21 protein-coding genes are annotated in these 24,941 nt (G+C 46.4%); 7 read left to right on the forward strand and 14 right to left on the reverse strand.

Features of this window, described 5'->3' with window-relative positions:
* Positions 1-153: 153 nt before the first annotated feature.
* From P3339_RS03635 to P3339_RS23730, 3 genes are all read right to left on the reverse strand, one after another.
* A complete protein-coding gene (locus tag P3339_RS03635) occupies positions 154-654 on the reverse strand; it encodes a hypothetical protein (RefSeq protein ID WP_282952457.1) in 501 nt (166 codons plus the stop codon).
* Entirely contained in the window at positions 648-3,188 is a 2,541-nt protein-coding gene (locus tag P3339_RS03640; protein ID WP_282952458.1) for a DUF2339 domain-containing protein, read from the reverse strand. Before P3339_RS03640 ends, P3339_RS03635 begins: the two co-directional genes overlap by 7 nt.
* A 179-nt stretch (positions 3,189-3,367) precedes the next feature.
* Positions 3,368-3,835: a hypothetical protein gene (locus tag P3339_RS23730; protein WP_020414587.1), complete on the reverse strand. Its 468-nt coding sequence runs from the start codon at positions 3,833-3,835 to the stop codon at positions 3,368-3,370.
* A 138-nt stretch (positions 3,836-3,973) separates the two neighbouring features.
* On the opposite strand from P3339_RS23730, the gene P3339_RS03650 reads away from it, so the two are divergent.
* The 3 genes from P3339_RS03650 (at position 3,974) to P3339_RS03660 (ending at position 6,274) form a co-directional block, all read left to right on the forward strand.
* Positions 3,974-4,609: a hypothetical protein gene (locus P3339_RS03650; RefSeq protein WP_282952459.1), complete on the forward strand. Its 636-nt coding sequence runs from the start codon at positions 3,974-3,976 to the stop codon at positions 4,607-4,609.
* Between the two features lie 560 nt (positions 4,610-5,169).
* A complete protein-coding gene (locus P3339_RS03655; RefSeq protein ID WP_040629156.1) occupies positions 5,170-5,580 on the forward strand; it encodes a thioredoxin family protein in 411 nt (136 codons plus the stop codon).
* Positions 5,573-6,274 carry a cytochrome c biogenesis CcdA family protein gene (locus P3339_RS03660; RefSeq protein ID WP_020414590.1) on the forward strand — a complete coding sequence of 234 codons (702 nt, stop codon included), beginning with the start codon at positions 5,573-5,575 and terminating at the stop codon, positions 6,272-6,274. The genes P3339_RS03655 and P3339_RS03660 overlap by 8 nt, the downstream gene beginning before the upstream one ends.
* Positions 6,275-6,458: 184 nt before the next feature.
* Here P3339_RS03660 and P3339_RS03665 read toward each other — a convergent pair whose 3' ends face one another.
* Positions 6,459-7,583, reverse strand: coding sequence for an alkene reductase (locus tag P3339_RS03665; protein ID WP_020414591.1), 1,125 nt, complete (start codon positions 7,581-7,583; stop codon positions 6,459-6,461).
* Between the two features lie 36 nt (positions 7,584-7,619).
* Positions 7,620-9,110: an aldehyde dehydrogenase family protein gene (locus P3339_RS03670; protein ID WP_282952460.1), complete on the reverse strand. Its 1,491-nt coding sequence runs from the start codon at positions 9,108-9,110 to the stop codon at positions 7,620-7,622.
* Between the two features lie 142 nt (positions 9,111-9,252).
* Between P3339_RS03670 and P3339_RS03675 the strand changes: the two genes are divergently transcribed.
* Positions 9,253-10,143 carry a LysR family transcriptional regulator gene (locus tag P3339_RS03675; protein ID WP_282952461.1) on the forward strand — a complete coding sequence of 297 codons (891 nt, stop codon included), beginning with the start codon at positions 9,253-9,255 and terminating at the stop codon, positions 10,141-10,143.
* A 125-nt stretch (positions 10,144-10,268) separates the two neighbouring features.
* Here the strand turns inward: P3339_RS03675 and P3339_RS03680 are convergent, their stop codons facing one another.
* Positions 10,269-12,431 (reverse strand): winged helix-turn-helix domain-containing protein, encoded by a 2,163-nt coding sequence (locus tag P3339_RS03680; protein ID WP_282952462.1) that lies wholly within the window; start codon positions 12,429-12,431, stop codon positions 10,269-10,271.
* Between the two features lie 220 nt (positions 12,432-12,651).
* On the opposite strand from P3339_RS03680, the gene P3339_RS03685 reads away from it, so the two are divergent.
* A complete protein-coding gene (locus tag P3339_RS03685; RefSeq protein ID WP_282952463.1) occupies positions 12,652-13,497 on the forward strand; it encodes an alpha/beta hydrolase in 846 nt (281 codons plus the stop codon).
* 56 nt (positions 13,498-13,553) lie between these two features.
* Positions 13,554-14,756 carry a serine hydrolase domain-containing protein gene (locus tag P3339_RS03690; RefSeq protein ID WP_282952464.1) on the forward strand — a complete coding sequence of 401 codons (1,203 nt, stop codon included), beginning with the start codon at positions 13,554-13,556 and terminating at the stop codon, positions 14,754-14,756.
* A 193-nt stretch (positions 14,757-14,949) separates the two neighbouring features.
* Here P3339_RS03690 and csrA read toward each other — a convergent pair whose 3' ends face one another.
* The 6 genes from csrA to P3339_RS03720 form a co-directional block, all read right to left on the reverse strand.
* Complete coding sequence (gene csrA, locus P3339_RS03695) at positions 14,950-15,135, reverse strand: carbon storage regulator CsrA (RefSeq protein WP_282952465.1); 186 nt, start codon at positions 15,133-15,135, stop codon at positions 14,950-14,952.
* Between the two features lie 1,656 nt (positions 15,136-16,791).
* The gene (locus P3339_RS03700) at positions 16,792-17,385 is read right to left on the reverse strand and encodes a hypothetical protein (RefSeq protein ID WP_282952466.1); all 594 of its coding nucleotides are present in this window, start codon (positions 17,383-17,385) and stop codon (positions 16,792-16,794) included.
* A gap of 105 nt (positions 17,386-17,490) precedes the next feature.
* Complete coding sequence (locus tag P3339_RS03705) at positions 17,491-17,793, reverse strand: tyrosine-type recombinase/integrase (protein WP_282952467.1); 303 nt, start codon at positions 17,791-17,793, stop codon at positions 17,491-17,493.
* Between the two features lie 350 nt (positions 17,794-18,143).
* A complete protein-coding gene (locus P3339_RS03710; protein WP_282952468.1) occupies positions 18,144-18,596 on the reverse strand; it encodes a nucleoside deaminase in 453 nt (150 codons plus the stop codon).
* A 555-nt stretch (positions 18,597-19,151) separates the two neighbouring features.
* Positions 19,152-21,713 carry a hypothetical protein gene (locus P3339_RS03715; protein WP_282952469.1) on the reverse strand — a complete coding sequence of 854 codons (2,562 nt, stop codon included), beginning with the start codon at positions 21,711-21,713 and terminating at the stop codon, positions 19,152-19,154.
* 521 nt (positions 21,714-22,234) lie between these two features.
* The gene (locus tag P3339_RS03720) at positions 22,235-22,600 is read right to left on the reverse strand and encodes a MerR family transcriptional regulator (protein ID WP_282952470.1); all 366 of its coding nucleotides are present in this window, start codon (positions 22,598-22,600) and stop codon (positions 22,235-22,237) included.
* Between the two features lie 81 nt (positions 22,601-22,681).
* Here P3339_RS03720 and P3339_RS03725 point away from each other — a divergent pair, with 81 nt between their 5' ends.
* The gene (locus tag P3339_RS03725; protein ID WP_282952471.1) at positions 22,682-23,368 is read left to right on the forward strand and encodes an RBBP9/YdeN family alpha/beta hydrolase; all 687 of its coding nucleotides are present in this window, start codon (positions 22,682-22,684) and stop codon (positions 23,366-23,368) included.
* A gap of 142 nt (positions 23,369-23,510) precedes the next feature.
* On the opposite strand, the gene P3339_RS03730 is transcribed toward P3339_RS03725, so the two are convergent.
* Together P3339_RS03730 and P3339_RS03735 are read right to left on the reverse strand one after the other, a co-directional pair.
* The gene (locus P3339_RS03730; RefSeq protein WP_353056912.1) at positions 23,511-23,957 is read right to left on the reverse strand and encodes a nucleoside deaminase; all 447 of its coding nucleotides are present in this window, start codon (positions 23,955-23,957) and stop codon (positions 23,511-23,513) included.
* Between the two features lie 654 nt (positions 23,958-24,611).
* Complete coding sequence (locus tag P3339_RS03735) at positions 24,612-24,938, reverse strand: hypothetical protein (RefSeq protein WP_282952472.1); 327 nt, start codon at positions 24,936-24,938, stop codon at positions 24,612-24,614.
* Positions 24,939-24,941 lie beyond the last annotated feature (3 nt).

The raw sequence follows: 24,941 nt of genomic DNA on the forward strand, positions 1-24,941 counted from the left end.
AAACCTTTGTAAGTATTGCTTCAAAAGATAGAGCATATGGAGTTCTTGTATAATCCCACACAAATCATAACTAATTTAACAACTGTAAATAGTAATGGGCCTAAAAAGGCCCATTACATTTTTGAGATAAGCTGATCAGTATTTTTGGTGTTTTCATTTTCTGGGGGTCAGAAATTTCTGATACTGGAATGCAGCCCCCAGCATGCACAGTCCCACCAGCATACAGACCACAATCTTTTGTATCAGGGAAAAGTCCTGCATATCCCACAGCACAATTTTTAGTGCGGCAATGCCGAACAACATGAGTGAGAGCTTCAGTAACTTTTGGGTATCAGGTCTTAGAGTCTGGAACAGTAGCAGTGTTGCATGCACCACCAAGGCAAATGATATGGCTGGCAGCCACATGGTTTCCAGCACTTGCGCCAGCAGCGCAATATAAGCTGGGATGGCTGTAAGGTGCAGCACCCACAGGTTAAACAGCCTGCGGCCAGGCCATACGGCTCTATTGGCGAAAAAGCGTTGATAAACCAACAGTGAAGCGATTCCCAGGGCCACCAGGTTATACACTCCCAACATTGGCGCCTTAGCGGAATTGGCAATGACCGCTGCAACTTGCAACAAGGTAATAAACTCAAACAGGCGCAGACTCAGCATATAAAGGGGGTCAACTGGTTGCGCAGCGGCGCTAGTTGGGGTTTAAAAATATACAGACCGGCGAAGTACAGCTGGCATAGTAAAAGTGCCAGTGCAAAGTCACGGCTTAGCGCGTAGCTAATAATAAGTAGCGTTGCCGCGAGATAGTAAAAGGCCAATGGAAAGAGTGGCTTAAGTGCCCGATGCAGGGCCAACCGCCAATCCTGGCCGGCTGGCTTCCGCCGCAATCCCTGGCCGATCCACAACAGTGCCGCCATTGATACCAGCCCCAACAGCAACCCACTCAAGGCAAACCCTTGCCAGTTGGCGAACTCCTGCAGAGCACAACTGATTATTGCTACAAAGCTTGCGCCTGCGATCAATATGCGCAGTTCCTGTTTTAATACCTCCAGTTTCAGGTGTGTATAAAGTGCCAGGGCGATAGCGCCAGACAGCCAAACGGCGATGGGGAAGTAGTCGTTGGCCTTATAAAGTACTGTTGGTAGGAAAAATATTGGCACCAGAGCGTAAAACAGCTTGCGCAAATTGAGTGCCAGAGAGAAGCCAGTGGATTGCATATCCAGGTGTTTATACAGAGCTGCAATCATCCACAAGCTAAGGAAGGCCTCTACACTAGCGATCTTTCCGTAAGGTATTTGATCGTAGAAATGCAAGTTACCCACAATCGATGCACTCGCGAGTAGTGGGATAAACAGCAGTAAGTAATGGCTGAGTCCAAACCATTCACTAAATGCTGAACCAGTGCGCTTGCCGTGCCAGATTAAAAAGCCCATCGGTAGCAAGGCAAGCAGCCACATACCCTGGGGCCAGAGGATGCCAACAGATAGCAGAAAGCTTGCGGATAAAAACACCACAAAAGCGTTATCTGCGAAAGAGGTTAAATGGTGCTCTCTAGGAGTAATCCGATCTGCGCAGTGCTGCAACAGCCGGGTTAATACGAAGGCAGCCGCACAGAGCGCCAACCAGTTACCCCAACCAGCATCTGCGCTTAATGACAGCAACATTGGTGCGGGAACAACTCCGCCAGCTACCCAGGTCAGAGCTTGCCACAGCATGGTAACGCCAGCTGCAGATAGGGCGATGTAACCCTCGCTTCTTACACTGATGAAACCAAAACGGGCACCGAGAAAAATCAGCAACAATCCCTCTAGACACCAGACAATCCCCAATAAAGCGGGACTGCACAACGCAAGGATTGCCAAGCCTGCCAGTAATCCACCGTGTAGTAGAGCCATATTCTGTACAACACGGGCGGAAATACTGATGGCGTTGTAGCCAAACAGCCAGCGTGAATAAATGGCCAGAGCCATCCAGGGTAGAAGGTTCAGCAGCCACACAATGCCCAGTGCGTTACTGTTGGGTGCGAGCGACCAGCTGATGTGGATAAACAGCACCAGGTTTGCGGCAATAATAATCAGGCGTCTTCGCTCCAGCCCTTTGGACTCTATCAATTCAGCACTTAGTCCTCGCAGAGCGTAATGGGCAAAGCCATAAAAGAAGCCGTGCAGTATTAGTAATGGCCCCCAGGTAGATGTAGCCTCATCCAGATTTGAGACGGAAAACTCCAGCATGCCTGCGCTCAGTACCATTGTGACGATCGCAAGCTGTGGCCAGCGTATCTGCCTGGATAAATGCAGCATCGCCAGGGCGAGTGCCAATAAATAGCTGAGGTAAACAAGTGCGGAAGGATCAAAATGATTCGCCACCAAAGGCATGGTGGCACCGCCCAGCAGGGTCACCATAGACACCACTCGTGTCTCAAATAATAGGGCCAGTAAGTAAGAGAGCCCTGTTGTCGCCACCAACAGGCCGACTCCAACAGGAACAGGCAGCAACTGATAGTAAGGCCCGGCAAAGTACCCACACAGGTAGAGAAGAATCACTCCGAGCGCTATTAATCCAGAGCCGTAGTCCGCCATATGGGGCATACGCCGGCTAAAAGTCACACCGCCAAAAGTGGTTGCCGCCGCAACCAGAAAGCCCAAGATCACCTTACCGGCCGGGCCCAAATAGTTGTTGAAAGAGAACTGCAGCAAGTATGCGAAGCCAAATACCAGTGCCAGTATGCCGGCAGCGGTCATAAAGAATACCGGGGCTTTACCCTGGCGCTGGTAATGGCGATAAAAGTTTGCAAGGGGCTCCCACACGCGATTGAGCGGTTCCAGGGCTGGTGCCAATAGACTGGCCAGGCCTTCTTGTAACCATGGAGTGGCTACTGATGGTTTACCGGCTCTCTCAGGCGTTGATTTGGATTCAGAAGATTTCGGGGTAGGAGTTGCCGTTGCTGAAGGTATGGTTGATGAATGAGCTTGCTGAATGGTTTGGCGGGGCTTGGAGGGTGTGCCCATAAGCAGGGCCAGTTCGTCTTCTAACTCAGCAGTACTTTCTACCAAGGCTTCTTTGGTTTCTGTATCGTCCCGCCTGAGCTGTGCCTCAAGGGCGGAGAGCCGTCGTTCGAAGGTCTCCAGCCGGCGTTGATTGTCCCGCTCCAGCAGGGCGAGTTCGGCTCGAAGTGAAAGTAATTCACCTTCCATAATTACCCCATTTTTATATGGTTGCTGGGTATTATTGACTTATTATTCAAAGCAATGCTTAGGTTGGGCTGTCCAAGACAAATGGATAAGGAGCACTGTCACTCCTCTTGCTATTTTTTCTGACGATTGAGTGTTTTCAGCCTCTAATCTGACTGCTTCAGGATACCGTGCCAATTCTTTCAAAAGCCAGCTCTGAGATTTTTACTTAGGCTGGTTTTCATACTGGATACGGTAAGGTTTGCAGCTGAAGGTATTTTTACCGGCATTGAGTTCAATAAACTTTTTTGCATCATCAATTTTTCTAGAAAAATAATTATACTTTTTTCTGCTGGCTGTAAAAATTGTATTCGTTTAACCACTGGAAAAGTGGGGATCTTGTCAGGAGGTCTACTGACCAAACCCAGCGACCGGATAGCTATGCAAATGGTTGTTAAATCTTTATCCGGGTTAATTTCGTAGGATCTTATGTAGATTCTGTTTGAAGTCAATCGATTAATAGTATTGCCTTGTTTGAATTGTGCTCGATCTGTCTGCTTATCAACCAAAATTGGCCGACTATCAGCTTTTAGCGTAATAATGATGGCAGTAGTACCAGTTAGATCATTAATCGAACTATCTTCTTCAGGCGAAAAGTTATCTAAGAGCAAATAACAGGCCGGCCCTTTTCTCTGTCTCTTTTTACTGGGAGGCGTAAAAATTACTGGCTTTCAGTCTATTTTTTGCACCTATACAGCATCCGGTGTCTGCTATAACGAGACTCACTGTGGCTAAAAAGTCTGGTCTCCATGATGCGCCATATAGATACTGGAACTATTGCAATAAGGCATTGCCGCCTGCGGCGACTTGAAAATTTCATTGATGTCGCTTACGCGCTCTTATTTGTCAACTTCGTTTTATATCTTCCTTCGGGAGAAGATATGGCTTGGATAAAGCTTGAATTTGGCCTTCTGAGTCTTTTAGTGGAGAATTCCCAAGAGATTTTCCGCCTATTTATTGCCGTAGGACTAACGCTCGTACAGTGGAATCTGACGCATAAATTACTTGGGCCCGTTGAGCAGTCCAATAATATCCATACTTCGCTGGTGTTATTGCAGCAGGTGGTCGTATGTTTTTATCTCTATTTTGCGATCAATGACCCTAAATTAGTTAGCATCTCGTCCACCGTTGGCCAGAGTGTATGCCTTGCGCTATCGGGATTTATTGGGCTCGCAGGCTGGCAGTATGCCCGCAAGATGGGCTTCGCTAACACATCCCTTACCAGCAATGAAAAAGATAACGTCTTCAAAAGCGCAACGACTGAACCCTTCGTCGCAGTACTTACTATTGGACTTGCATTCATCAGCCCTGTGGTCTGGTCTTTGGGTTGGCTGGTGATTCCGCTGGTATTAATGGTGATACATAAAAAGATTGGCCGGAAATAAAAATCCGTTAATTTAGTATTCTATGTTCATCCTTCAATAAATTAGGTTAACTTTTGAGACCTACAGATTCCCCATTCCCAACGATTAATTGGCCAGAATCCTCAGAGTTCCAATGTGCATGCTTTCCTAGAGAGTAGGAGGATCTGCTTAGCCTGGTTTTGAGGCCTTTGAAATGTACTTGGCATTCCTGGCTTAGCATGACGAAATCTTTGCGTTTTTCTACTTTATAGCCAGGGGCAGATAATCAGCTTTTAAGACGAATCTGGGGCTTTGAGTCATTTCTTGAGCGATTGGATTAGCTGCACATTTTCACGTCTTACCCCCTGGATTTCTCTTTTATCCGGGGTTCAGGCTTTCCTTTGAATCCTGAGCTGGCTTGGCTTTTGGAGTGTGTTGTATCCAAACCATGGTAAATGTGGACGGCTCTACAGTAAGTATTTGTTAAGAAATTCCTCATTATGGACTGTAATAATTTGCGGCCTACGCCGACTAAGGTTGCAATGCACCCAATTTTACCTTTCCGCTGGGGTGTGCATTTTTATACCGAGGATATGATTAGCATGAAAGTTCTTCACTTATTTCTACGCTCTTTGCTTGTAACTTCCTTCCTTCTTAGCGTGCCCTTCGCATCAGCCGGAGAGCCCTTCTCTGAAGAGCGCTTCAAAGAGCTGCAAGCTGCGAAGCAACCCGTATTGATTGATGTGCGGGCAGACTGGTGCCCTACCTGCAAGAAGCAGGGCATAATTCTTGCGCAGTTCCAGAAAGATAACCCCCAGTGTGGCCTCACAATCCTTAATGTGAATTTCGACAAGCAAAAAGAGTGGGTAAAGCATTTCCGTGCGCCCAGGCAGTCAACCCTGCTGCTCTATCGTGGGGACAAGCAGGTATGGTTCAGTGTTGCTGAAACACGCGCTGATGTTATTCGCCAGAATATCTTTAACTCAGTTAAGGCCTGCGGCGAAAATGCTTGAAGTCAGCGCCATCCCCCTGGCCTTGATTGCGGGCACACTTAGTATTCTCTCCCCCTGTGTTTGGCCACTGGTGCCAATGGTAGTTGGCGCCTCCAGCAGTGCTGGGCGCTGGGGGCCTTATGCGCTCGCCGTAGGGCTCAGCTTGTCATTTGCCCTGGCTGGAACTGTACTCAGTTTCCTGCTGGTCTCTTTAGGGCTGGACCCAGAGCTATTTCGCTATATTGCTGCAATCCTGCTTGTGGCCGTTGCCCTTATTCTACTGATCAAACCCCTTTCCGACTGGGTGACCCTGCGTTTGGCGAAAGTTACCGCAGGGGCGAGCATTACTGGTGATGGCGCCTGGGCCGGACAGTTTGGTATCGGCTTTCTCACAGGAATTATCTGGTTGCCCTGCGTAGGTCCCACGCTAGGTGCAGCAATCGCGCTTGCTTCCATGGGCCAGCAACTAGGCCAGTCATTTATGGTGATGTTTTCTTTTGGGCTTGGTACCGGTGCTGCGCTACTGGTGGCAGGCGGGCTATCACGGAAAATTTATAGCCGCTTATCACCATCAGTTGGCGCTTTTGCTGTTGGTGGCAAAGTAGCACTTGGTGCCATACTTTTGTTGCTTGGGATTATGGTGTTGAGTGGCTTTGATAAAGTCCTGGAAACCTGGGCTTTGAACTGGATGCCCGAGTGGACTTTTAGTTTTTAATAATTATCTCGAAGTAAATCACAATTTAGTCGAGGTATCCAAAGGGATTAATAGTTATTTTAGTGTCTGGAAAAACACTGAAAATTACCTCAGGAATCCAAGAAGTTTTACGAGTAAGTTTAAAGCCCCAGTAACCTTCAATTACTGGGGCTTTTTTTATGTCCTGTTAAGGAACTGTTAAAAATTATGGCTGGTAAGAAGGGTAATCGGTATAGCCTTCATCGGTACCGCCATACATGGTTTCCGGGTCAACCTTATTAAGAGGCCAATCATTGCGAATACGTATGGGAAGGTCCGGATTGGCAATAAAAGGGCGACCAAAACCAAAGATATCTCCATTACCCGCCTGCAGCACCCGCAAAGCCTTCTCTGGGGAATACTTGCCGGCATACATGATGCGCCCGCCAAAGATATCTCGTACTTCCTGGTAGAAATTCTCAGGTAAATCCGGTGCATTATCCCAATCCGCTTCTGCTAAAGATAGGTAAGCAATTCCCGCCTCGTTCAATAGTTTGATAGCTTCGATATAGGTTGTGTGTGGGTCACTCTCCACCAGGCCAAGATAAACACGGTCCTCATCGGTACTTTCAAACAGCGGAGCAAATCGAACGCCGAGACGATCATTACCTACCTCTGCTGATACCGCTGCAACAATCTCTTTGAGGAAACGCAGTCGGTTCTCCAGGCTACCGCCATACTCGTCATCGCGTTGATTGGTATGCTCAGAAATAAACTGGTTTACAAGATAACCATTGGCACAATGCAGCTCAACACCGTCGAAGCCCGCTTCCAAAGCATTGCGTGCTGCCTGGGCATAGAGCTGCACCAGTTCTTTAACTTCTTCTGTTGTCAGTGCACGAGGCTCACTGGGTTCAGCCAAAGCACCTTGTCCTGGCCCTGTCTCAATAAATACCTTTACCGCATCTGCACGAATTGCAGACGGCGCAACAGGAGCCGTTCCACTCGGTTGTAGTGATGTGTGGGATACACGCCCCACATGCCAAAGCTGGGCAAAAATAATACCGCCTTGATCGTGTACGGCTTTGGTCACTTTTTTCCAGCCTTCGACCTGGTCCTGTGAATAAATTCCGGGGGTCCAGGCATAACCCTGGCCGCGGGGTTCAATTTGCGTGCCCTCTGTAACCATAAAGCCCGCACCAGCTCGCTGAGCGTAGTAGTTGGCCATTAAGTCATTAGCGATGTTACCGGGCTGTGAACTACGCGATCGGGTAAGCGGCGGCAGCACAATGCGGTTTTTCAGGGTGTAAGGGCCCAGGTTGATTTCACTGAACAGTGCTTCGTTTTTCATAACTACTTTCCTGCTAAAAGCTTATTGCAGTGAGGTTTAAAAAAGACCGTAGGGCTTTTCATTAAGACTGATAAAGATATTCTTCTTCTGCGTGTAGGCATCAATCATCGATTTATGGGTTTCACGCCCGATACCGGATTTCTTGTAACCGCCGAACGGTGCATGGGCAGGGAGTTCGTGATAGGTATTCACCCACATGCGGCCTGTGTCCACGGCTCGTGCAACGCGCAGTGCACGGTTTATATCCTGAGTCCAAACAGCACCTGCCAAGCCATAATCGGATTGGTTGGCCATCGCTATAACTTCCTCCTCAGAGGAGAAAGGAATCACTACCACCACAGGGCCAAAGATTTCCTCCTGAGCCACTTTCATAGCGTTATCCGCATGGGTAATAATTGTCGGCTCAATATAAAAACCCTGTTCCATTCCGGGTTTTTGCAGCCGCTTACCGCCGGTAAGGATCTTCGCACCTTCTTCTTTGGCAATATCTATGTAGCCAAGAATACGGTTCATTTGCGCTTCACTGATCTGGCTACCCATTTGTGTGTTGGGGTCCATCGGATCGCCGACATTTACAGATTCAAACTTGGCTTTTAATTCAGTGGTAAAACGGTCGAAGATAGTTTCGTGGACAAAAAGGCGGGCACCAGATTCACAGACTTGTCCCTGGTTCAGCAGGATAGACAGGGCTCCGCCCTCCAGGGCTTTTTCCCAGTTTGTGTCGGGGAATACGATATTGGCTGACTTGCCACCCAGCTCCAATGTAGCTGGTACCAATTTATCAGCCGCAGCTTTGGCCACGTTATAGCCGATGCCAGTAGACCCGGTGAAGGCCAGCTTCGCGACTTTAGGGTGATCCAGTAAAGCCTGGCCCGCTTCTGGGCCTACGCCGGTGACAACGTTCACCACACCATCTGGTAATACTTCCTTGAAAATCTTGGTCAGCTCCAGCAGGGTGGATGAAGTCATCTCGGATGGCTTAATCACTACGGTGTTACCGGTTGCGATAGCGGGTGCAATCTTCCAGGCGGCCATCAGCAGAGGGTAGTTCCATGGGATTACCTGACCGACTACACCCATTGGCTCGCTGAATACCAAGCTCATGGTTTGATCATCAATCATCACCGCTTCGTCGCTGTGAGAGCGGATAACCCCTGCAAAGTAGCGAAAGTGGTCTATGGCCAGTGGGATATCAATATTTGAAGTTTCGCGAATTGGCTTGCCGGTTTCCAATGCCTCAAGGTGGGCGAAGAATGCTTTCTTTTCTGAAAGCATGTCTGCAATTTTGAGCAGTGCATCCTGTCGTTCAATAGCGGAAGTAAGTTTCCAGATGGGGAACGCCTTTTCTGCCGCAATGACAGCAGCATCGACATCACTTGAATCGGCCAACGGTATGCGAGTCAGTAATTCGCCTGTAGCAGGATTGAGGCTGTCCATCGTACGCCCCGAGTTGCTATTAACCCATTCACCACCAATAAATAATTTATAAGATTCCTGAGGAGCAAAGCGCTTAGTGGGTCGGCTCATATCTATCTCCAGATAATTAGAAGAGTAACTACTTGGGCTATTAAATAGCCCCAGCCAGATGTGGCTGTGCCTTACGATGGTGGGAATAATAGATAGGCAAAGATACAATTAGAAACAACTACTCTTTGTCCTGGTTACAAATATGAATGGTATAAGTCGGTTAGACCTGAAACAGCTACGTATATTGGAAGCGCTACTGCAAGAGAGAAACCTATCGCGGGTAGCGGAAAAGGTAGGGTTAACTCAGCAAGCAATCAGTGAACAGCTGCGTAAGTTGAGGGAGGTATTTGATGACCGTCTGTTCATTAGGCAAGGTAACGGCATGGTGCCCACTCCTATTGCCGAACAACTGGGCGGCAGGATCAGCAGCATTTTAAAGGATGTAGAGTCACTGCTGACCCCAATAGCTTTTGACCCGGCAACCTATAAGGGGGTTTTTAGCATTAGCGCCACAGACTATGCGATTCAATCGGTACTACCCCAACTACTAGAGGTTGTCCGTAAATCTGCCCCAGAGCTTAAAGTTATCGTTAGGGATTTTGAAACAGATAACCTAAATCAATTAATGGTTGCCGGCGAGATCGATCTAGCGCTCACTTTCCCTGATTTCATCCCGGATGACCTGCCTTACAAACTGTTATTTGAAGAGCAACATGTCTGTATTGCAGGAAAAAAATCTCCTCTAAAGGGCAGGTCATTGACTTTGGCTGACGTAGCCGAGCTTCCACAATTGATTATTTCACCTTCTCGCCCGAACTTGAGAGGGTCTCACGATGAATGGTTTGCTATGCAAGGACTAAAGCGCAATATCGTAATGTCAGTACCTTGCTTTTCAGCCGCACCAGATATTATTGCTGCCACTGACACAATTGCTTTTTACCCCTCAAGATTGTTGCCCAATAAGAAAGTGATTCCTCTCAATCTGGATACACAGACCCCAAAATTTGAAGTCATTGCAGCATGGCATAGCCGATCTAATCACAGCCAGCTCCATATGTGGGTAGTTGATCAGCTTATGAAATTATTTACGTAGCTATGTAGTTCTTTAATTGAGCTTTAGCAATATTAAAGTCCGCATCATATCGTGATGGAATAGTAAGATGGTTTCTAGGAAACCATCTTATTTTTTAGAAATAAAAAGAGTGTATTGTCGTAATGCTATTGCCGTAAGAAAAGCTCAGCCACTTCCTTTTTAGCGGCAACAACATAGGTAATCATCAGGTTCTCTTGATTAACATCGGTCAAGTAATCGATATCCCTATGCATGTTCCCTAAAATGGAAAAGTTATCGGTGTCGAGATTGTATGACCACAGCTGGTCGTCTCGATTGATTGAGTAAATCACACTCTCTTTGATAACAAATCTCTTTTCGCTACCTTGATTAACCAGCTTCTCAATTAGTTGGTCTTCAGCAGGGCCGGGCTGCCAAAAGCGGTTCATATGGTCCATATAGATCAGCCGGCCATCTTTAGTCCTCTGGGCCCAGCTAACTGGTTTTTCATTGATAAACCTGGGCTCAAGGCTATCTAAATCGACTTCTGCAAATTTTGTAACCCCTTTAATCGTCAAGGATAATAACGCTGAATTATCGATACTGTCCCACTGGAAGAGCTGATCAACAGGCGCATTCAGGGGCAAGCCCTCTACACGGCCATCCAAGAAAATTTTATTGAGCTTGTTATTGGCATTTACCAGAATACTTTCTCCATCGGCAGACCAATGGATACCGTCGATATTGGTATCGATTGGAAACTGAGATACCTGCCGTAAATCACTACCATCAGTCACCCACACCTGGTCTTCACCAGAGCGCCTGGAGGTAAACGCAATCAAGTTGCCATTGGGTTGGAAAATACCGTCATCCTCCCCGGAAATCGACCGTGTGGCGCTTGGGTAAATTGTGCTGACATCTTCTTCTGAAGGTGTGGTGCTAGCCCCAGGCAGGTTTAGCGGTATCAAGGCAATATCACTATCGTATTGCCCTTTAATAACCAGTGCTCTATGTCCACCTGGATGAAAGTCTGGAGAGCTGGCAGACTGGTCCAGAGGTAACTGAATTCTACTGACCTTGCCATCATAGGTGAGAGAGAAGAGTCTTCGCCCTGTACTAAAGATTAGCTCATCCTCTCTCGGTGAAAAGTTAGGGGAAATGGCTCTGTGTTCAGGTATCTCATCTGGATAGTCAATCGGATGGCTGGTTAAAAGCGCCCCCTTAGAATCCAGCATATCGATATAAAGCTGGCCATCTTGATGATAGCTGGTGACGGCTATTAAATCGTCATCGATTGAATAATCAAAGTGAGCTAGGTTTCCCTCTTCCAGGTCATAAAGTACCTGACTGCTGTTATCTCTCACTGAATATTTGATTAGCCGCCAACGATCAGACTCTTTATGTAAAATAGCGAGGTCATTGTTATTTAACCATACCGGATTTTTAATGGCCGAGTTCTTACAGCGCATTAATATATTTGGCTGCTGTGAGCTGACTAATGCCTTTTGAAAATCCAGGCTTACCAGGTTGTAACAGGTATTCTGGGTTAGCGGTATGGTGCAGTCTTCTTCAGAAATAAATACCAGTTTCTTGCCATCTGGTGATAGTGTATGGCGGCCATAAGTACCCCATTCTGGAGTTAATTCCGTCTCCTTCTGGGTATGAATATTTCTGGCCCAGATTTTATTAACACAGAGCTTATCCAAATAACGATTAAATATAATATATTCACCATCAGGTGAATATGAGGGGCCAAACTCTTTGTGATCCGTAGCCGTTACTGCCTGTAATCGATCAAATATAAGCTGAGCGTTTTGCTTGGGTGAAGAGTAATTAAATCCAACAAATATCAAAAATACCATCCCAATAAGCGCAAATATTGGGAATCTATTTGGTTTAACTGACTGGGTTTGATAATCCGGATTACTTGGTTGTATATCTATTACAGGCTCAGGGGGTGCAGGGGGAGCAGGAGAGAGGGCGTTTTCTTCCGATACTGTCTTATCCTGTGGAATAGAATCACCATCTTGCCAAACAATATCACATTCCAGGCTATAACCTTGTTTGGCATGGGTTCTAATATAAGACTGCTGCTTGCGATCCTCCCCAAAGGCTTTTCTAAGTTGCGCAATACTTCTTTGCAGCGTATTTGGTGTGACTATTGTATCGGGCCAAACTTCAGACAGTAGCTCATCCTGGCTCACTACCTTTCGCTGATGCTTTGCCAAGTGGGTTAAGACAGGGGGGATAGTTTGTGATTGCTCATGTCGGGTGATCTGGTTTCTGGATAAATCAATAAAGAAGTCACCCACCCAATATTGTGAAGCCATTGATGTATCTACCTGAGCAAAATTTGAGCTGAATTTTTGCTATCGATACTAGCATAAACCCTGATCATATCTAAAGCGCGCCTTGTAACCTATTGATAAATAAGCACTTTATGCCAGCAGTAGAAAGTCATCGAAAAATCAGGAGCACTTCAGGTGTTTCACTGGCTCCTTGTTTAGATTGAGCGCTTCTCCGATCACATGTAACGGTATAAATACTGATATGAAAAAGCGTTTACTAGTCGCCTTTCTCCTGTTGCTACCTATCGCTGCCCTTGAAGCAGGTGAGCATAAGGCCCTGGAGTTATCCACAATCCAAATAATACCCATTCAGGACTCCAGCAATAATAGAGAATACGAGCTGTTTATTAAGCTGCCTGAAAAATACGAGGAGAGTGATACTAATAAGCATCCGGTTATTTACTATACAGACGCTTTATGGGCAGTTGAAATACTATCGGCTACTACTGAATACGCACTGGAAGATGCCATTTTGGTGGGTATTAGTTGGCAGAAGGATATGCCAGCTGATGAAAATGAATGGTCAAGTCGATATCGGGACTTTAAGCCAGCACTACCCTCAGATAATAAAGATAAAAAAACCTATAAAGGAGAGGCCCATCAGTATCTCGCCTTTATAAGAAATGACGTTATACAGTATATCGAAAGCAATTACCGCGCGAATCCAGATAACCGCACTTATTTCGGTTACTCATTCGGGGGGCTCTTTGGTGTTTATGTCTTAATGAGCCAACCGGATACTTTTCAAAACTATATTATCGGTAGCCCATCAAGATTGATAGACACTTATATGGATTCTCGTCTTGAATCAGAGCCTAACAAACCACTGATGGAACTACCCAAACAAACCAATGTATTTATTGCTTACGGTGCATTAGAGAAGGAATTGGGCGCTGCAGTAGAAAAGTTTGTTGGTGAGTTAAAGAACCAAAAATTGGCTAATTTAACTCTGGAGCCAGCGGTTATCGAATCGGCGAATCACACTACAGCATTCCCAAAGTCATCAGTGCGCAGTATTTATTGGCTTGCCGATAAGCTGAAACACTAACCAATGGTATATCGAATCATATTAAAAAAACTTCAAAGTTAAATTGAGGATATAAGATGATTTTTAAGAAACTAATCACAATCGGCCTAATGTACGGCATAAGCGCTACTGCAGGCGCGGGAGACTTAAAGGCACCAGAAATAAATATGGCCGACTATCGTAGTGACCTCCCAAACCTGGAGAGATCCACGCCAAAGCTCAAAAAGGCGTTTATTGATACGGCGCCAGCGGATAGAAAAGACGGTATTCCTGTTGGTGAGATAGATACAATTAAGGAAAGCTTGCAAAAGCTGGCCCAGGAAATAGCCGATAATCAACATACCCCCTACGATAGCCTGCTTATCGCCCAAAATAACAAGCTGGTATTTGAATCCTACTATTCCCTTGGCCGTGTCAACTTGCCTCACCCACAAGCATCTGCCACCAAGGCCTATACAGCCCTGGCAATTGGGCGGGCAATACAGTTAGGGTATTTGACCATGGAAGACCTAGACAAGCCTGTCACTTCCTTCCTGAAAGGATTGGATAGGAAGCAGCTTGTTAAAGGCGCAGACCTTGTCACACTAAATCATGCCATGAGCATGCAGTCAGGAATCCGTATTGCAGAGGAAAAACTCGATGCCTTACTAGAAAAACCTGAGCAGTTAACCGGGAAAAAGCTAGCCCAAATCTATCTAAGTCACAGTAAGCCGATCACTCTTGATTCGCAAACTTATTTATATCAAGGCTCAGACCCAATGATTGCAATGTTGGTTCTGGATGCCGTGGTTCCCGGTTCCGCCAGCGACTTTATTAAAAAAGAGCTGCTAGAGAAGATGGGGATCGATAGCTATCATTGGAAGGAAGCCGTTAGTGGGGTGCCCCAGGCAGGGTCAAGAGCCATGATGACATCGCGCAGTATGGTTAAGTGGGGTACATTGGTACTCAATAAAGGCAAATGGAATGGCCACCAGCTGATTCCGGCAGCGTTTATCACCAAGGCCACTGGTAAGGTAGCTGTTCCTACAGATGATGAGTTTGACTACACCAATTTCTCCTACGGTTATTTCTTCTGGCGAACCCCTCTGAAGGTTGGCGACAAGAAATACCTAGCGAAATTTGGCTGGGGCGGTGGTGGCCAGTATGTGATATCCATCGAAGACCTGGATTTGGTGATAGCTATCACCGGCCGCGGCGATGAAGAAAAAACCCTGGGCTTGATTGAACAACGTATTTTGCCGGTTTTTGTATCTTCTGCATTAAGTGGTACAGCCGGCTAAATTGTTACATTAATTAACATTGCCTAGGCGCTGTTAAAGTTTTCTGTCCAGCATTTAGGACCTTTGGAATAGGGAAACCCTAAATGCTGGACAGATTGTTCGATTATACAAGGGTTGCGGTTGTTATCGTCCTTGGAGCAGTAGGGCCTAAGCAGGATTGTTAGGACTCATTCTACTAGGAGAATCTGTTTTTTTATCCCCCGTTGTCTTGCCCCTGTTGTCTTTTGATTCTTCTATAAATTTCTTCTCGGTGAACCGGTAAGGACCTTGGGGCGATTATGCCTACCCGCACTTGATTACCTTTAACTTCTAATATTGTGATTGAGACGTTTTCCCCAATCCTGAGGTTCTCGCCTGTACGGCGGTTTAAAATCAACATATCGGTTTCCTAATGAGACGCAAAGCATTGGCAAACCTCCCGCAACGGAAAGGCCAGGAAAGTAATATCGGTTGCAGGTATTAGGAGGGGCGCGAGAACGGTAGGCGTAAAAGAAGAAAAGGCGGGCGCTAGACTCCCTGTGCTTAGGGAATCTCCTCAGGCTGCTGAAAGTGCAACCTTTTATTGAAGACGAGCGGGTTTCTAGCGTACCATTCATGTAGCCACTTTGATAACGTCGATATCAATTTGGTTAGCTGGCCCCGGGTGTTGCCGCACCTTGGGCCAGCGCCTTTTACTTACTCTTACGTCACGCTACCGTTCTCCTTTGGGGATGGGTCTTTTAGAAAATTCTTGATGTTCTTGTTTTATCTTGGGCGGTTGGCTTTTAGAAGCCGGTTTTATCACTGCCCAGAATCTTGATAAATATCTTTCGATTCTACGCAGCTTTGACGCTGAAGAAAACTGAATAAATTCCAATAAGATTATTTGGGCGCCTATATTTTTAGGTGTACTTACCGCGAAGAAATGCAACTTTATAAGGAGGGTGTCGAGAAGCTTTCATTTCTCTAACCCAGAATTTAAATGAAGTTTTGGGGTCTTATGAGAGTTGCAGTTTTCAAAGCAATCAGCTTTTTAAATTTGCGAAATATTTTTTAAGGGTTTGGTTTTGCGCGTTTTCATTGTAATTGTCTCGCTACTGCTTATAACCCTTTTGATAAAGGTGTCCGCCTGAAGTTTTGTATCGCTTTTCTGGACAGTATTCTGAGCACCCATTACAGGGTAGTTCTGACTAGGCTTTTAATCATGGCTAAGAAGAACCTGTAGAGACGAGAGGCTTCCTCTGTATAGGGTACATATCCACTTAAAAAATATCCAATGTCAATTTTTCTTGTAGTGTTTCACCATAAAACAGAGCCATGATTTTCTCCTCTAAGTAGCAATATTCGATCAACCTGGCATTTCGACTACCTTAATCCACCGGCCAATAAATTTGTGCTAGAGGCAACAGTTCCTGGCCTTTTAGCCCCTTACTAGGTGGGCTTTGGGGAAATAGAAATTCCTTCTAATTTGAAAAAAATATAAAAGGCCAGTCTCACGGTTGGTCTCTCTCGCAATAGATTCGTTCAGATAGCGCATGAACCAACTGGCATCGGTAAGTCGTGCCTTCCAAATTTTTACTACTTCTGTGAGTTGGGTGGGTTCGGCGTGATCTGGGTTTCATCTCTACAAAAACGCTGTGATAAAGCTGAGCCTTTGCATAATCGATACCAACGAGACACCACTTCTTTTAGATCCCAGTCATCCGCGTGTTGCTGGTGTATAAACAGCGCAATATGGTGTGACGTAGGATGCTTTATCTTCTGTGGGTGTCCCATCACGCCTTTTATGTGCGTTACTTCAATCGGGAGTATCGGTGCTCGGGAACTTTCTGGTGGGGGGCTACAAATTCTGTCTGGTTCAATCTATCGAGAAACAGTTTGCCAGGCGGGTGACGGAAATGCTGCTGGAACGCCTATGTATGGCTTTACCATAAATGTGGGTATTCCTAACACAATATTGATCTGACCCCATTTATTTATAAGGCTCCGACAGGCATTGATCCTGTCGGATGAAAAACGTTCAGCGCCTAGCAAACTGCTAAAAGGGAAATCGAGACTATCTATTGCTAGTCACTTTTTTAGAACCGACGTACATTGCAAATAACCGAAGGCCGATGGTAATTAAGACAAGCATACTTGGCGCTGTATGAGCGGGTATTGCCTTTAATTGGGTGATTTCTCTTTGAAGGGTCATCGTTTGATGTGGATTGGACTGGTGCTTTGGAACCTGAATGACGTTTTTCTTAAGTAATTTATCGAACGACTCGATTTCTCCCGCAAGCATATCCAGGAGTTCCAATTCGGTCTTGCCTTCCCATGGTAGCTGTTTCCTATATGCGTCAACTGCTTTACCAAGCTTTTTCCATTCTTCTGCGAGGAAGGCTTCAAGTGATGAGAGGGTCCTAAGCTTCGAGTTCATGGATTGATTGGCTCGGTAGGCGTTTTGTCCATGAGCACCGCTCGCCATAATTCCACCAAAGTGCTGTACGTTATGTTTGGCGGTATTCAGGTTCCGGCTGATTAAGCTGAGTTGATCCAAAGTGTGGACCAGAGTCTGATCAAGTCTCGGATCTTTATTCTTAATCGCTGCCAGAGCGGTGTTAACCAGTCGACTCACCTGTACCTTGGTTGCATGTTCGTTGATAGACATATCCTTTTATCCTCGTAAATCCATTGAAGAATGTGTTCTACCTCTCTGATTTGAGATGCACGTGCCACATTCAATTTTTTCCTTGATGAAAACGCGAATTCTAAATTAAATCTGCCGAGTGTCGCGGTCTAATGGAGTACGGGCCATTGCACGGAATCCGGGGGCGGTCATGGTTTCATTGTCATAGTCCAGTGACCTAAGCGCAGTCTTCACACCGTTATCAGACAGTGGACGGCTCTGGCCTAGAGCTGATGGGAAAACATATTTGCCATGGCCTGTTAGCGGCTCCAGTTCTTGCAGTAAGGCAATAGCCTGTTCAGCAAGAGGGATAATGTGTGGCTGGCCCATTTTCATTTTGTCGCTGGGCAGTTCTATGTGCTTGGCACCCCAACTGATTTCTGTCCACACAAGTTTTCCCAATTCTCCAGGGGGCAGAATAGGAGAGGGGGTAGTTTTAGGGCTGCTCTTACTGCTGAAACTTCCATCTAGGATAGTTGTTGTACCTCAGGTATCTTCAGGCTAGGGCCCATATCTGGTGGCTGTTGCAGCCTTCACCGATTGGGCCTGCTTAGCAACTATCAGGCTGACCAGTAATGTGTCATATTGGTGCTGAGGAGGGGCCGTGGAGCTTCTCAAACACAATTGAATTCTTGAAAGCCACAGTGTAAACATCGAAAGAATCCATGAAATGTCAATCTTTTCTAATAATTTGGTTTATAGGCTGGCCACTATAAAGACACTTTGCAGTTAATGGTTTCTTACTCGCCAATATCTTCATACCAAATTTCAGGGTGTTGCTGAATGAATTGATTCATAAGGTCAATACATTCAAGGTTATTAAGAACAACCAAGCTTACACCTTCAGATTTGAGTAATGATTCATCACCCTGGAAAGTTTTATTTTCACCGATAATAATATTTTTAATGCCGTATAGGCGAATGGCTCCACTACACATTGAGCAGGGTGACAGAGTCGTATAAAGCGTGCATTTTTGGTAATCGGCAGCGCGCAACCTCCCTGTGTTTTCCAATGCATCCATTTCAGCATGCTTGATCACACTATCCTGTTGGATACGCTGATTGTGGCCCCTGCCGATAATTTCATCATTTAGTACGATTACGCTACCAATGGGGACACCTCCCGCAGCTAAACCCTTACGTGCCTCCTCAATCGCTGCTTGCATAAAAGTTTCATGCCTGGATTTATTCATGGCAACACTCTGTTTAATTTGTTAAGAGTACTTGAAGCATAGGGCATAGCGTATTGTTCTATGCGTTCTTTACACCAAGGTGCCTGATTTTACTGATCAAAAACCGCGCGATCTCAATAATATGAAGTGGCTGGTCGATAAAGTAGGGTAGTTCTGATTAAAGGTTCGTTTGCTTGGGTTCTTTTCCAGGCACATTATTTTTCGCTAGGACTTCGGCGACTTTTGGGGCTTTCGCTCTATAAATCTACAGAAAAATTTCAAATATTATTTCCGTACCTGCCCACTAGAAATCATGGAGTATCCATAAAGCTTTTTGAAGGCAAAGGGTCCAAACGCTGCTGCAAAGTCAGTGGTACATAAATCACAGTATTCAGTATCGTAAGTAGTTCGTGCATCGCTTACTTTTCACTAACAAACTGCGCGCCACTACAGTTTGTCGTGGGGCGTTGACGGTGCGGCGTCCAAAGAAGACTGGAGCGTGTACACACCGTCGCGGGATTCTGGTAACGAATAGGTTGCCCAGGCGTGTAATGGCCACCTGAGCAACCGCGCGATTTACTCCGGTACTGCGATAATTAGGAACGACACGTGCGATTCGCTGTTTTCTTGAGTGTGCTTGCTGTTTCCCGAGTCGCCGTCGCCGATGAGTGCGTGTGGATTGTGCAGTATGACCTGCGAGCCTGACGTGGAATAGGTTTCCGAACCTCCGCCGACTTGCCGGATGTCGTGGTCACTGCTGTCGTAGTGGACGCGATAGCCAGAGAGGAACACTGCTGCGTCGCTTATGGGTTGGCCCATCTCGACATACACGTCATCACTCGTGTTTTGGAGGTTTGTCACGTACTTTGCGATCAGAGGGGGGCTATTGCTCAGCTCAATGAGATTGCCATCAATCGATGCAATGGCATTGTTGCCCGAGTCATCATGCATCTGTGCAGTCGATTGGATACCCACTTCGTAGTTGTTAGGAACCGCGGTGGTTGCATCGAGCTCAATGGTGCGAACGTGGTGTGACTTTGGGGGTTCGCTCGGGTCGTTGTCCTTGTGGTACTCGCACGCCCAGCCTCCAAGGGCAGCATAAGCCTCTGGCTCATCGAGGGGGATGTATGGGCTGGTTGATTCATCGGGGATATCGGTGATGGTTCTCGGTAGGATCACACCGTCTTTAGGACCGTCGACTACTGCGATACATGACAATGTCAATTGGGAGTCTGAGGGGCTTAAACCTTTCTTCTGGCCGAACAAGGTGGCGTCTGGAGTGACGGTGAGGACGGCATTCTTGTTGTGGACCTGGGTGAGCGACAGGCCCAGCGTTTGAGTCTGGTGGTCCGTACCTCCTTCGTACTTGAAGAACCAGTAGGTGGCGGCAACGATAAAGCTCGTCACTTCTGAGCCGTATTTGCTGAAGTCAAACCGGAACCTTCCGCCGTTTTCATCCAGCTGCTGATTGATGTGCATCATCTGAATATTTGGAGGCGCGATTGGGGTGGAATGAAGCTTGATTGGCATATAGGCCCAGTCACCGCCAACCTGGAGATAGGCGGGCGAATTCGTCTTCTTGACCTGGAAGCCGGGAATTGCGATGTCGACACTCCCTTTCTTTGAACTCAAAATTGAGATGATCAATTGAATGACCCAGCCAAGCGGAACGAATGCCCACCAGAAAGGGAGCTTCGCTTTTGTTTTCACCTGAATGTTGAGCACATCGTCGTAGGCGTTGAAGCTTATCGTCGCAGAGAGCTTTAGGGTTTGGTAGACCCACAGGGTCATGGCCCCACGCTTGACTCTGATGTCGGCACTGATAACAAGATCGCCATCGTTGTTGAACGCCGCTTGGAGGTTATTTTCTTTGATTTTGATATGCGCACCCTCAATCACATCCTCGACGTCTGTGTTGAGGTACATTTTCTCGGGGTAGGTATCGGTCACCGTCAGCTGCGATGAGGTCAGTGGCGTTGCTTCAGCAATCGCCGCGGCCACCGAAGTCAAAATGATGTCGTTGGATACGATGAGCGCCGATGTACAGTTGCTAGGGATAGTCTGTGGTAGAAGCGCGTCTATTGGCTGGCGATTCCCACGGCATATTCCAAGTCCGAACAGGTTTGAGTCGGAGTCGCCATCAAAGGCTGTATACATCACCCCGATATCCAGGTTCCCGGCGGGCAGGGGGGTGTGTTGAGCAACCGTGTACTTGATGGGCCAATCAAAACTTGAGATGAGTTGGTCGACTGCTCCTTTCATCGCGTCGGTAATGTCGAGACCCTTGATCGACTTTGAAAGTTGAATATCGTTGAGGTCAAGTTCCATCATGTCCCAGTTGGGCTTCTTGATGGTCACGGTGACTTGCCCATAATGGTTGATGCTGGCGCTGGCTTGCATTTTGTCGAGGTCAAGAACGAGCCGGGCGTGACCGGGGCTTTGGCCCTGCGCATCTTCGATGTTGCTTGTGATACCTGGGAACTTGATGAACCCTGTGATGGGCAGGTCGAGCGTCGCCTTTTGGTCTTCGGGAGCGATGAAGGCGGGACAATCAAATGCGAACTCGTAGCGAACCTTGGCGGGGCCCTTGCCGACACTTCCGCTGAAGGACCATTGGCCGGAGTCGCCTTCGAAGAGCTCGCTAATCCAATTGTTGACCGCTCCTTGGGTCGAGGCACTGATCAAGTCCCAGCCTTGCGAAAGGTCCGGGTCTGGCGAGGATTCAACTTCTTGAAGACCTTGCTGCTCTTCAATTTCTTCTTCAATTAAGTCGCTTGGCTCTTCTCGGTCAAACAGGCCGCGCAGCTCCTCGACCAGCTCGGGGCTCGGGTCGCATACCCGCTGAAAGGTCGAAATTGGGTCGAGCGCGAATTGGCGTGCATTGCCCTCAGATTCACCGAGCCACTCGAGCATGCGAGCTTCATATTGCAATAGGTTGCTAAGGACGGGGTCACGTCGCAGTGGGTCTGTTTGAGGTATTGGCGTGAATTCGAAAGAGAGAGAGGTCGAACTATCTAATTGTGTGGCTTGCTTGCCTAGCAGGCGCTGCAGGTCGTCAGGAGAGAGTGTGAGGGACGCGGTTTGCTTTTTGAGTTGGCGCTGCAGGCTGTCGGGAGAGAGTGTGAGAGTCTCTTCCATGATGATGCTCCGTAATCTTCATTAGTTTGATTTTTTTGAAAAGGCGAGTGGCCGGATAACACCACGAGCCCTCTTTGATGCGGCAATCGAACATCAGGCCTACTAGAAAATTGCCACCCGCCCTAAGTTACTCTTCAAAAGGGCACCAGCCAACAAAGTCGAAGGCATTATCAGGGAAAATGTTGATGTCTTTTGTTTGATAGCATTTTTTGCGCCGTTATTGGGATGTTCTAAATGAAGCCTTTCGGTGAAAAATTACGGGAATATTGCAGTAGCAAAGACTTTATTCATAGCTCTCGAGGTTATTGCTACTGGATGAGTATTGTGTGACAGATCAAAAACGCTCCCTTGGATATGAAAAGCGGAGGAAGGAGAGGGCTAAATAACGTGCCAAAAAGCTGTTATCAGATTTTGAAGATCCAGATAAGACTGGGCTTTCTGGTGGGAGTGAAAATGCGATGTGGCACGATATTCATGGTGGGGAACGGCATGACTCTGGTCTAAATGATAAAAGAAAAAAGCTAATCCCTGTCTGGTAGAAGGTCGCCAACATACTGCGCTAATGCATTCCTACTCTGTGTTAGCTGGACTATTTTTTCATCAAGTTTTTCTAACTCACTTTGTAGTGAGGCTTTAACGGCAGGGCACCCATAAAATCGAGGGATTGAATGCTCGCTCTCTATACAAGGTAATAATTCTTTTATTGTTTTTAATTTAATTCCGCTTTCATTTAATATTTTTATATTTTTTATCAGCTTTATATCTTCCTTTGAGTATTCGCGATACCCCGCTTTAGACCGAGCAGGGGTAATCAGTTTTTCAGTTTCGTAAAATCTCAGCATTCTCTGACTTACACCAGTAATTTTTGAAAGTTCACCAATGCGCATTTTTTCTCTTCTGATGGTTGACTCTGACAGTGCTGTTAAGGTTTACAGTGTAGCTTAAACGTAATGGCAGAGTAAAATTCAATGAAATTTAAATGTTATAAAAGTCTTTCAGTGTTCTTGTTCTCTCGGATCACGATTGTCACAATATTAATCTCAGTATCTACTTATGTGCACTCAGGCCCGATTGTTAGGGATTTAAATATTACAGTTGTTCATGGGTATATGAGTTCACCAGATGATCACTGGTTTCCTTGGCTTAGAAATGAGCTTCAAGATCGTGGTATCACTACTGAAGTTTTGTCGCTACCAAATCCATCGGTTCCGAACCCCGAAGAGTGGCAGGAGACACTTTCAGATCAGTTGGGTAAGATCGATAGTAATAGTATCGTTGTCGCACATAGTCTTGGCTGCATTGCAACACTGAACTATCTTAATTCTCTCAAAAAAGAGAAGTATATTGCTGGGCTTGTACTCGTGTCAGGCTTTATTTCTAATATTCCAAATCTGCCGCAGCTTGATGGTTTTACTCAAACGGATTTGGATTTTAGTAAATTGATATTGGCGGCGGGCAAGATAATTGTGATTGGTTCTCCGCAAGACTCTATAGTCCCATTTTATTTGACAGAAGAGTTGGCTGATCAGCTCCAGGCAACAATTGTATCGATTCCTGATTCGGGACATTTTTTGGCTTCAGATGGATTTAGAAAATTTCCACAGTTATTAACAGTGATTGATAATATTTTGAAAAATGAACTGGTTGAAAAGTGAAATTGTGGGTTTGGTATACTTGGTGCCTGGCTAGACCTTCATTTAATTTTTCTCGCCTATTAAGTAATAATCTACAGTGCTCGTGAATTACTCTTTGTAATATTCGGAAGGAAATTTAGTTTCGACTTTTGACCAGCCGCTTTTACCTGCCAATATCTTCAAGCCAGATCTCAGGGGGCTGCTGGATAAATTCATTCATAAGATTAATACAGTCAGAATTATTTAGGATGGTTAGGCTTATGCCTTCAGATCTGAGTAATAGCTCATCTCCCTGAAAGGTTTTGTTTTCACCGATAACAACATCCCTAATACCGTATAGACGTATGGCTCCGCTGCACATTGGGCTGGGCGAAAGAGTCGTATAAAGCGTGCATTCTTGATACTCGATCGCTCGTAATCTTCCAGTCTTTTCCAGCGCGTCCATTTCAGCATGCTTGATAACACTATCCTGTTGGATGCGCTGATTGTGGCCTCTGCCAATAATTTCACCATCACGGGCTAATATACTACCAATGGGAATACCGCCTGCGGCCAAGCCCGTGTGTGCTTCTTCAATGGCTGAGCGAGGAAGGGTAATTTTTTTCTGAATATATCACGGACAAGCAATAAAAAAGTCAACTGTCCCGGATTGCCTTTTTCGATTTGGAGGAGATGGCGGTTGAAAATATCTCTTAACTTTTTGATAAATCTATATTAAATATTTCGTGCACTTGGTAACCCGTCAATAAACCTTTCCTATAGAGCGAACTACGGGAACTGATGGCTTTTTTTGTGCTGGTGTGTGCTGTATAGGATACTAACAGGCTGTTGTTCCTGAGAGTTGGCCTGGCTCAATAGTTAGGGTATCCAAGCCCCCGTTCTGACGCGAATAAAACCTTTATAGGTGTCAACATTAGGGTAAGCCCTTCTTTGATAAAACTTCTACTTGAGTTTGACGAAATAATAACCCCTTGGTTGTGGGGTACTAACTACCTGTGAGGAGGGGGAATACCAGCGGAAGACCGTTACCTGGAAAGGGGGAAGAGAGTTTAATAGTTGGGGGTTGCCCCACCTATGAGGAAAAGATTGCGAAACTCTAAGCAACTGAAGATATTTTTGTGCAAAGCCCAAGGACGGCTCTTAGGGTGACTATTGTTGGATTCTGTCGCAAAGTTTGCGACAGAATCCAAAGTGGAACGCTACAGTTGGCGTTTACTCGTAGGTAGCAAAAAGGGCTTTTAGGCTCCCTATACCCAAAAGTAATTCATTCGCTCAGTGTAATTTCTGCTCCTTCCGCAGGCAATCCAGATACCGGCAGCAAATCACCGCTGTCCTTTCGGCTAATATTCACGGCGGTAATACTGCTGGAGAAGGTTTTAGATTCGGAACCGCCGGAACCGCCGGAACCGTCAGAACCACCGGAACCGTCAGAACCGCCGGAACCGTCAGAACCACCGGAACCGCTAGAGCTGCTAGAACCGTCTGTGCTGCTGGGGCTACCCGAACTGCCGCTACCGCCGCCACAAGCACTCAGAGCTAATAACAGCAGAGCGGGGACCGCAGATTTAAGTATGAAGTTTTTCCCGTTCATCAG

Origin of the sequence: Microbulbifer sp. MLAF003 (assembly GCF_030012965.1) — a bacterium.
In the GTDB taxonomy this organism is placed as follows: domain Bacteria; phylum Pseudomonadota; class Gammaproteobacteria; order Pseudomonadales; family Cellvibrionaceae; genus Microbulbifer; species Microbulbifer variabilis.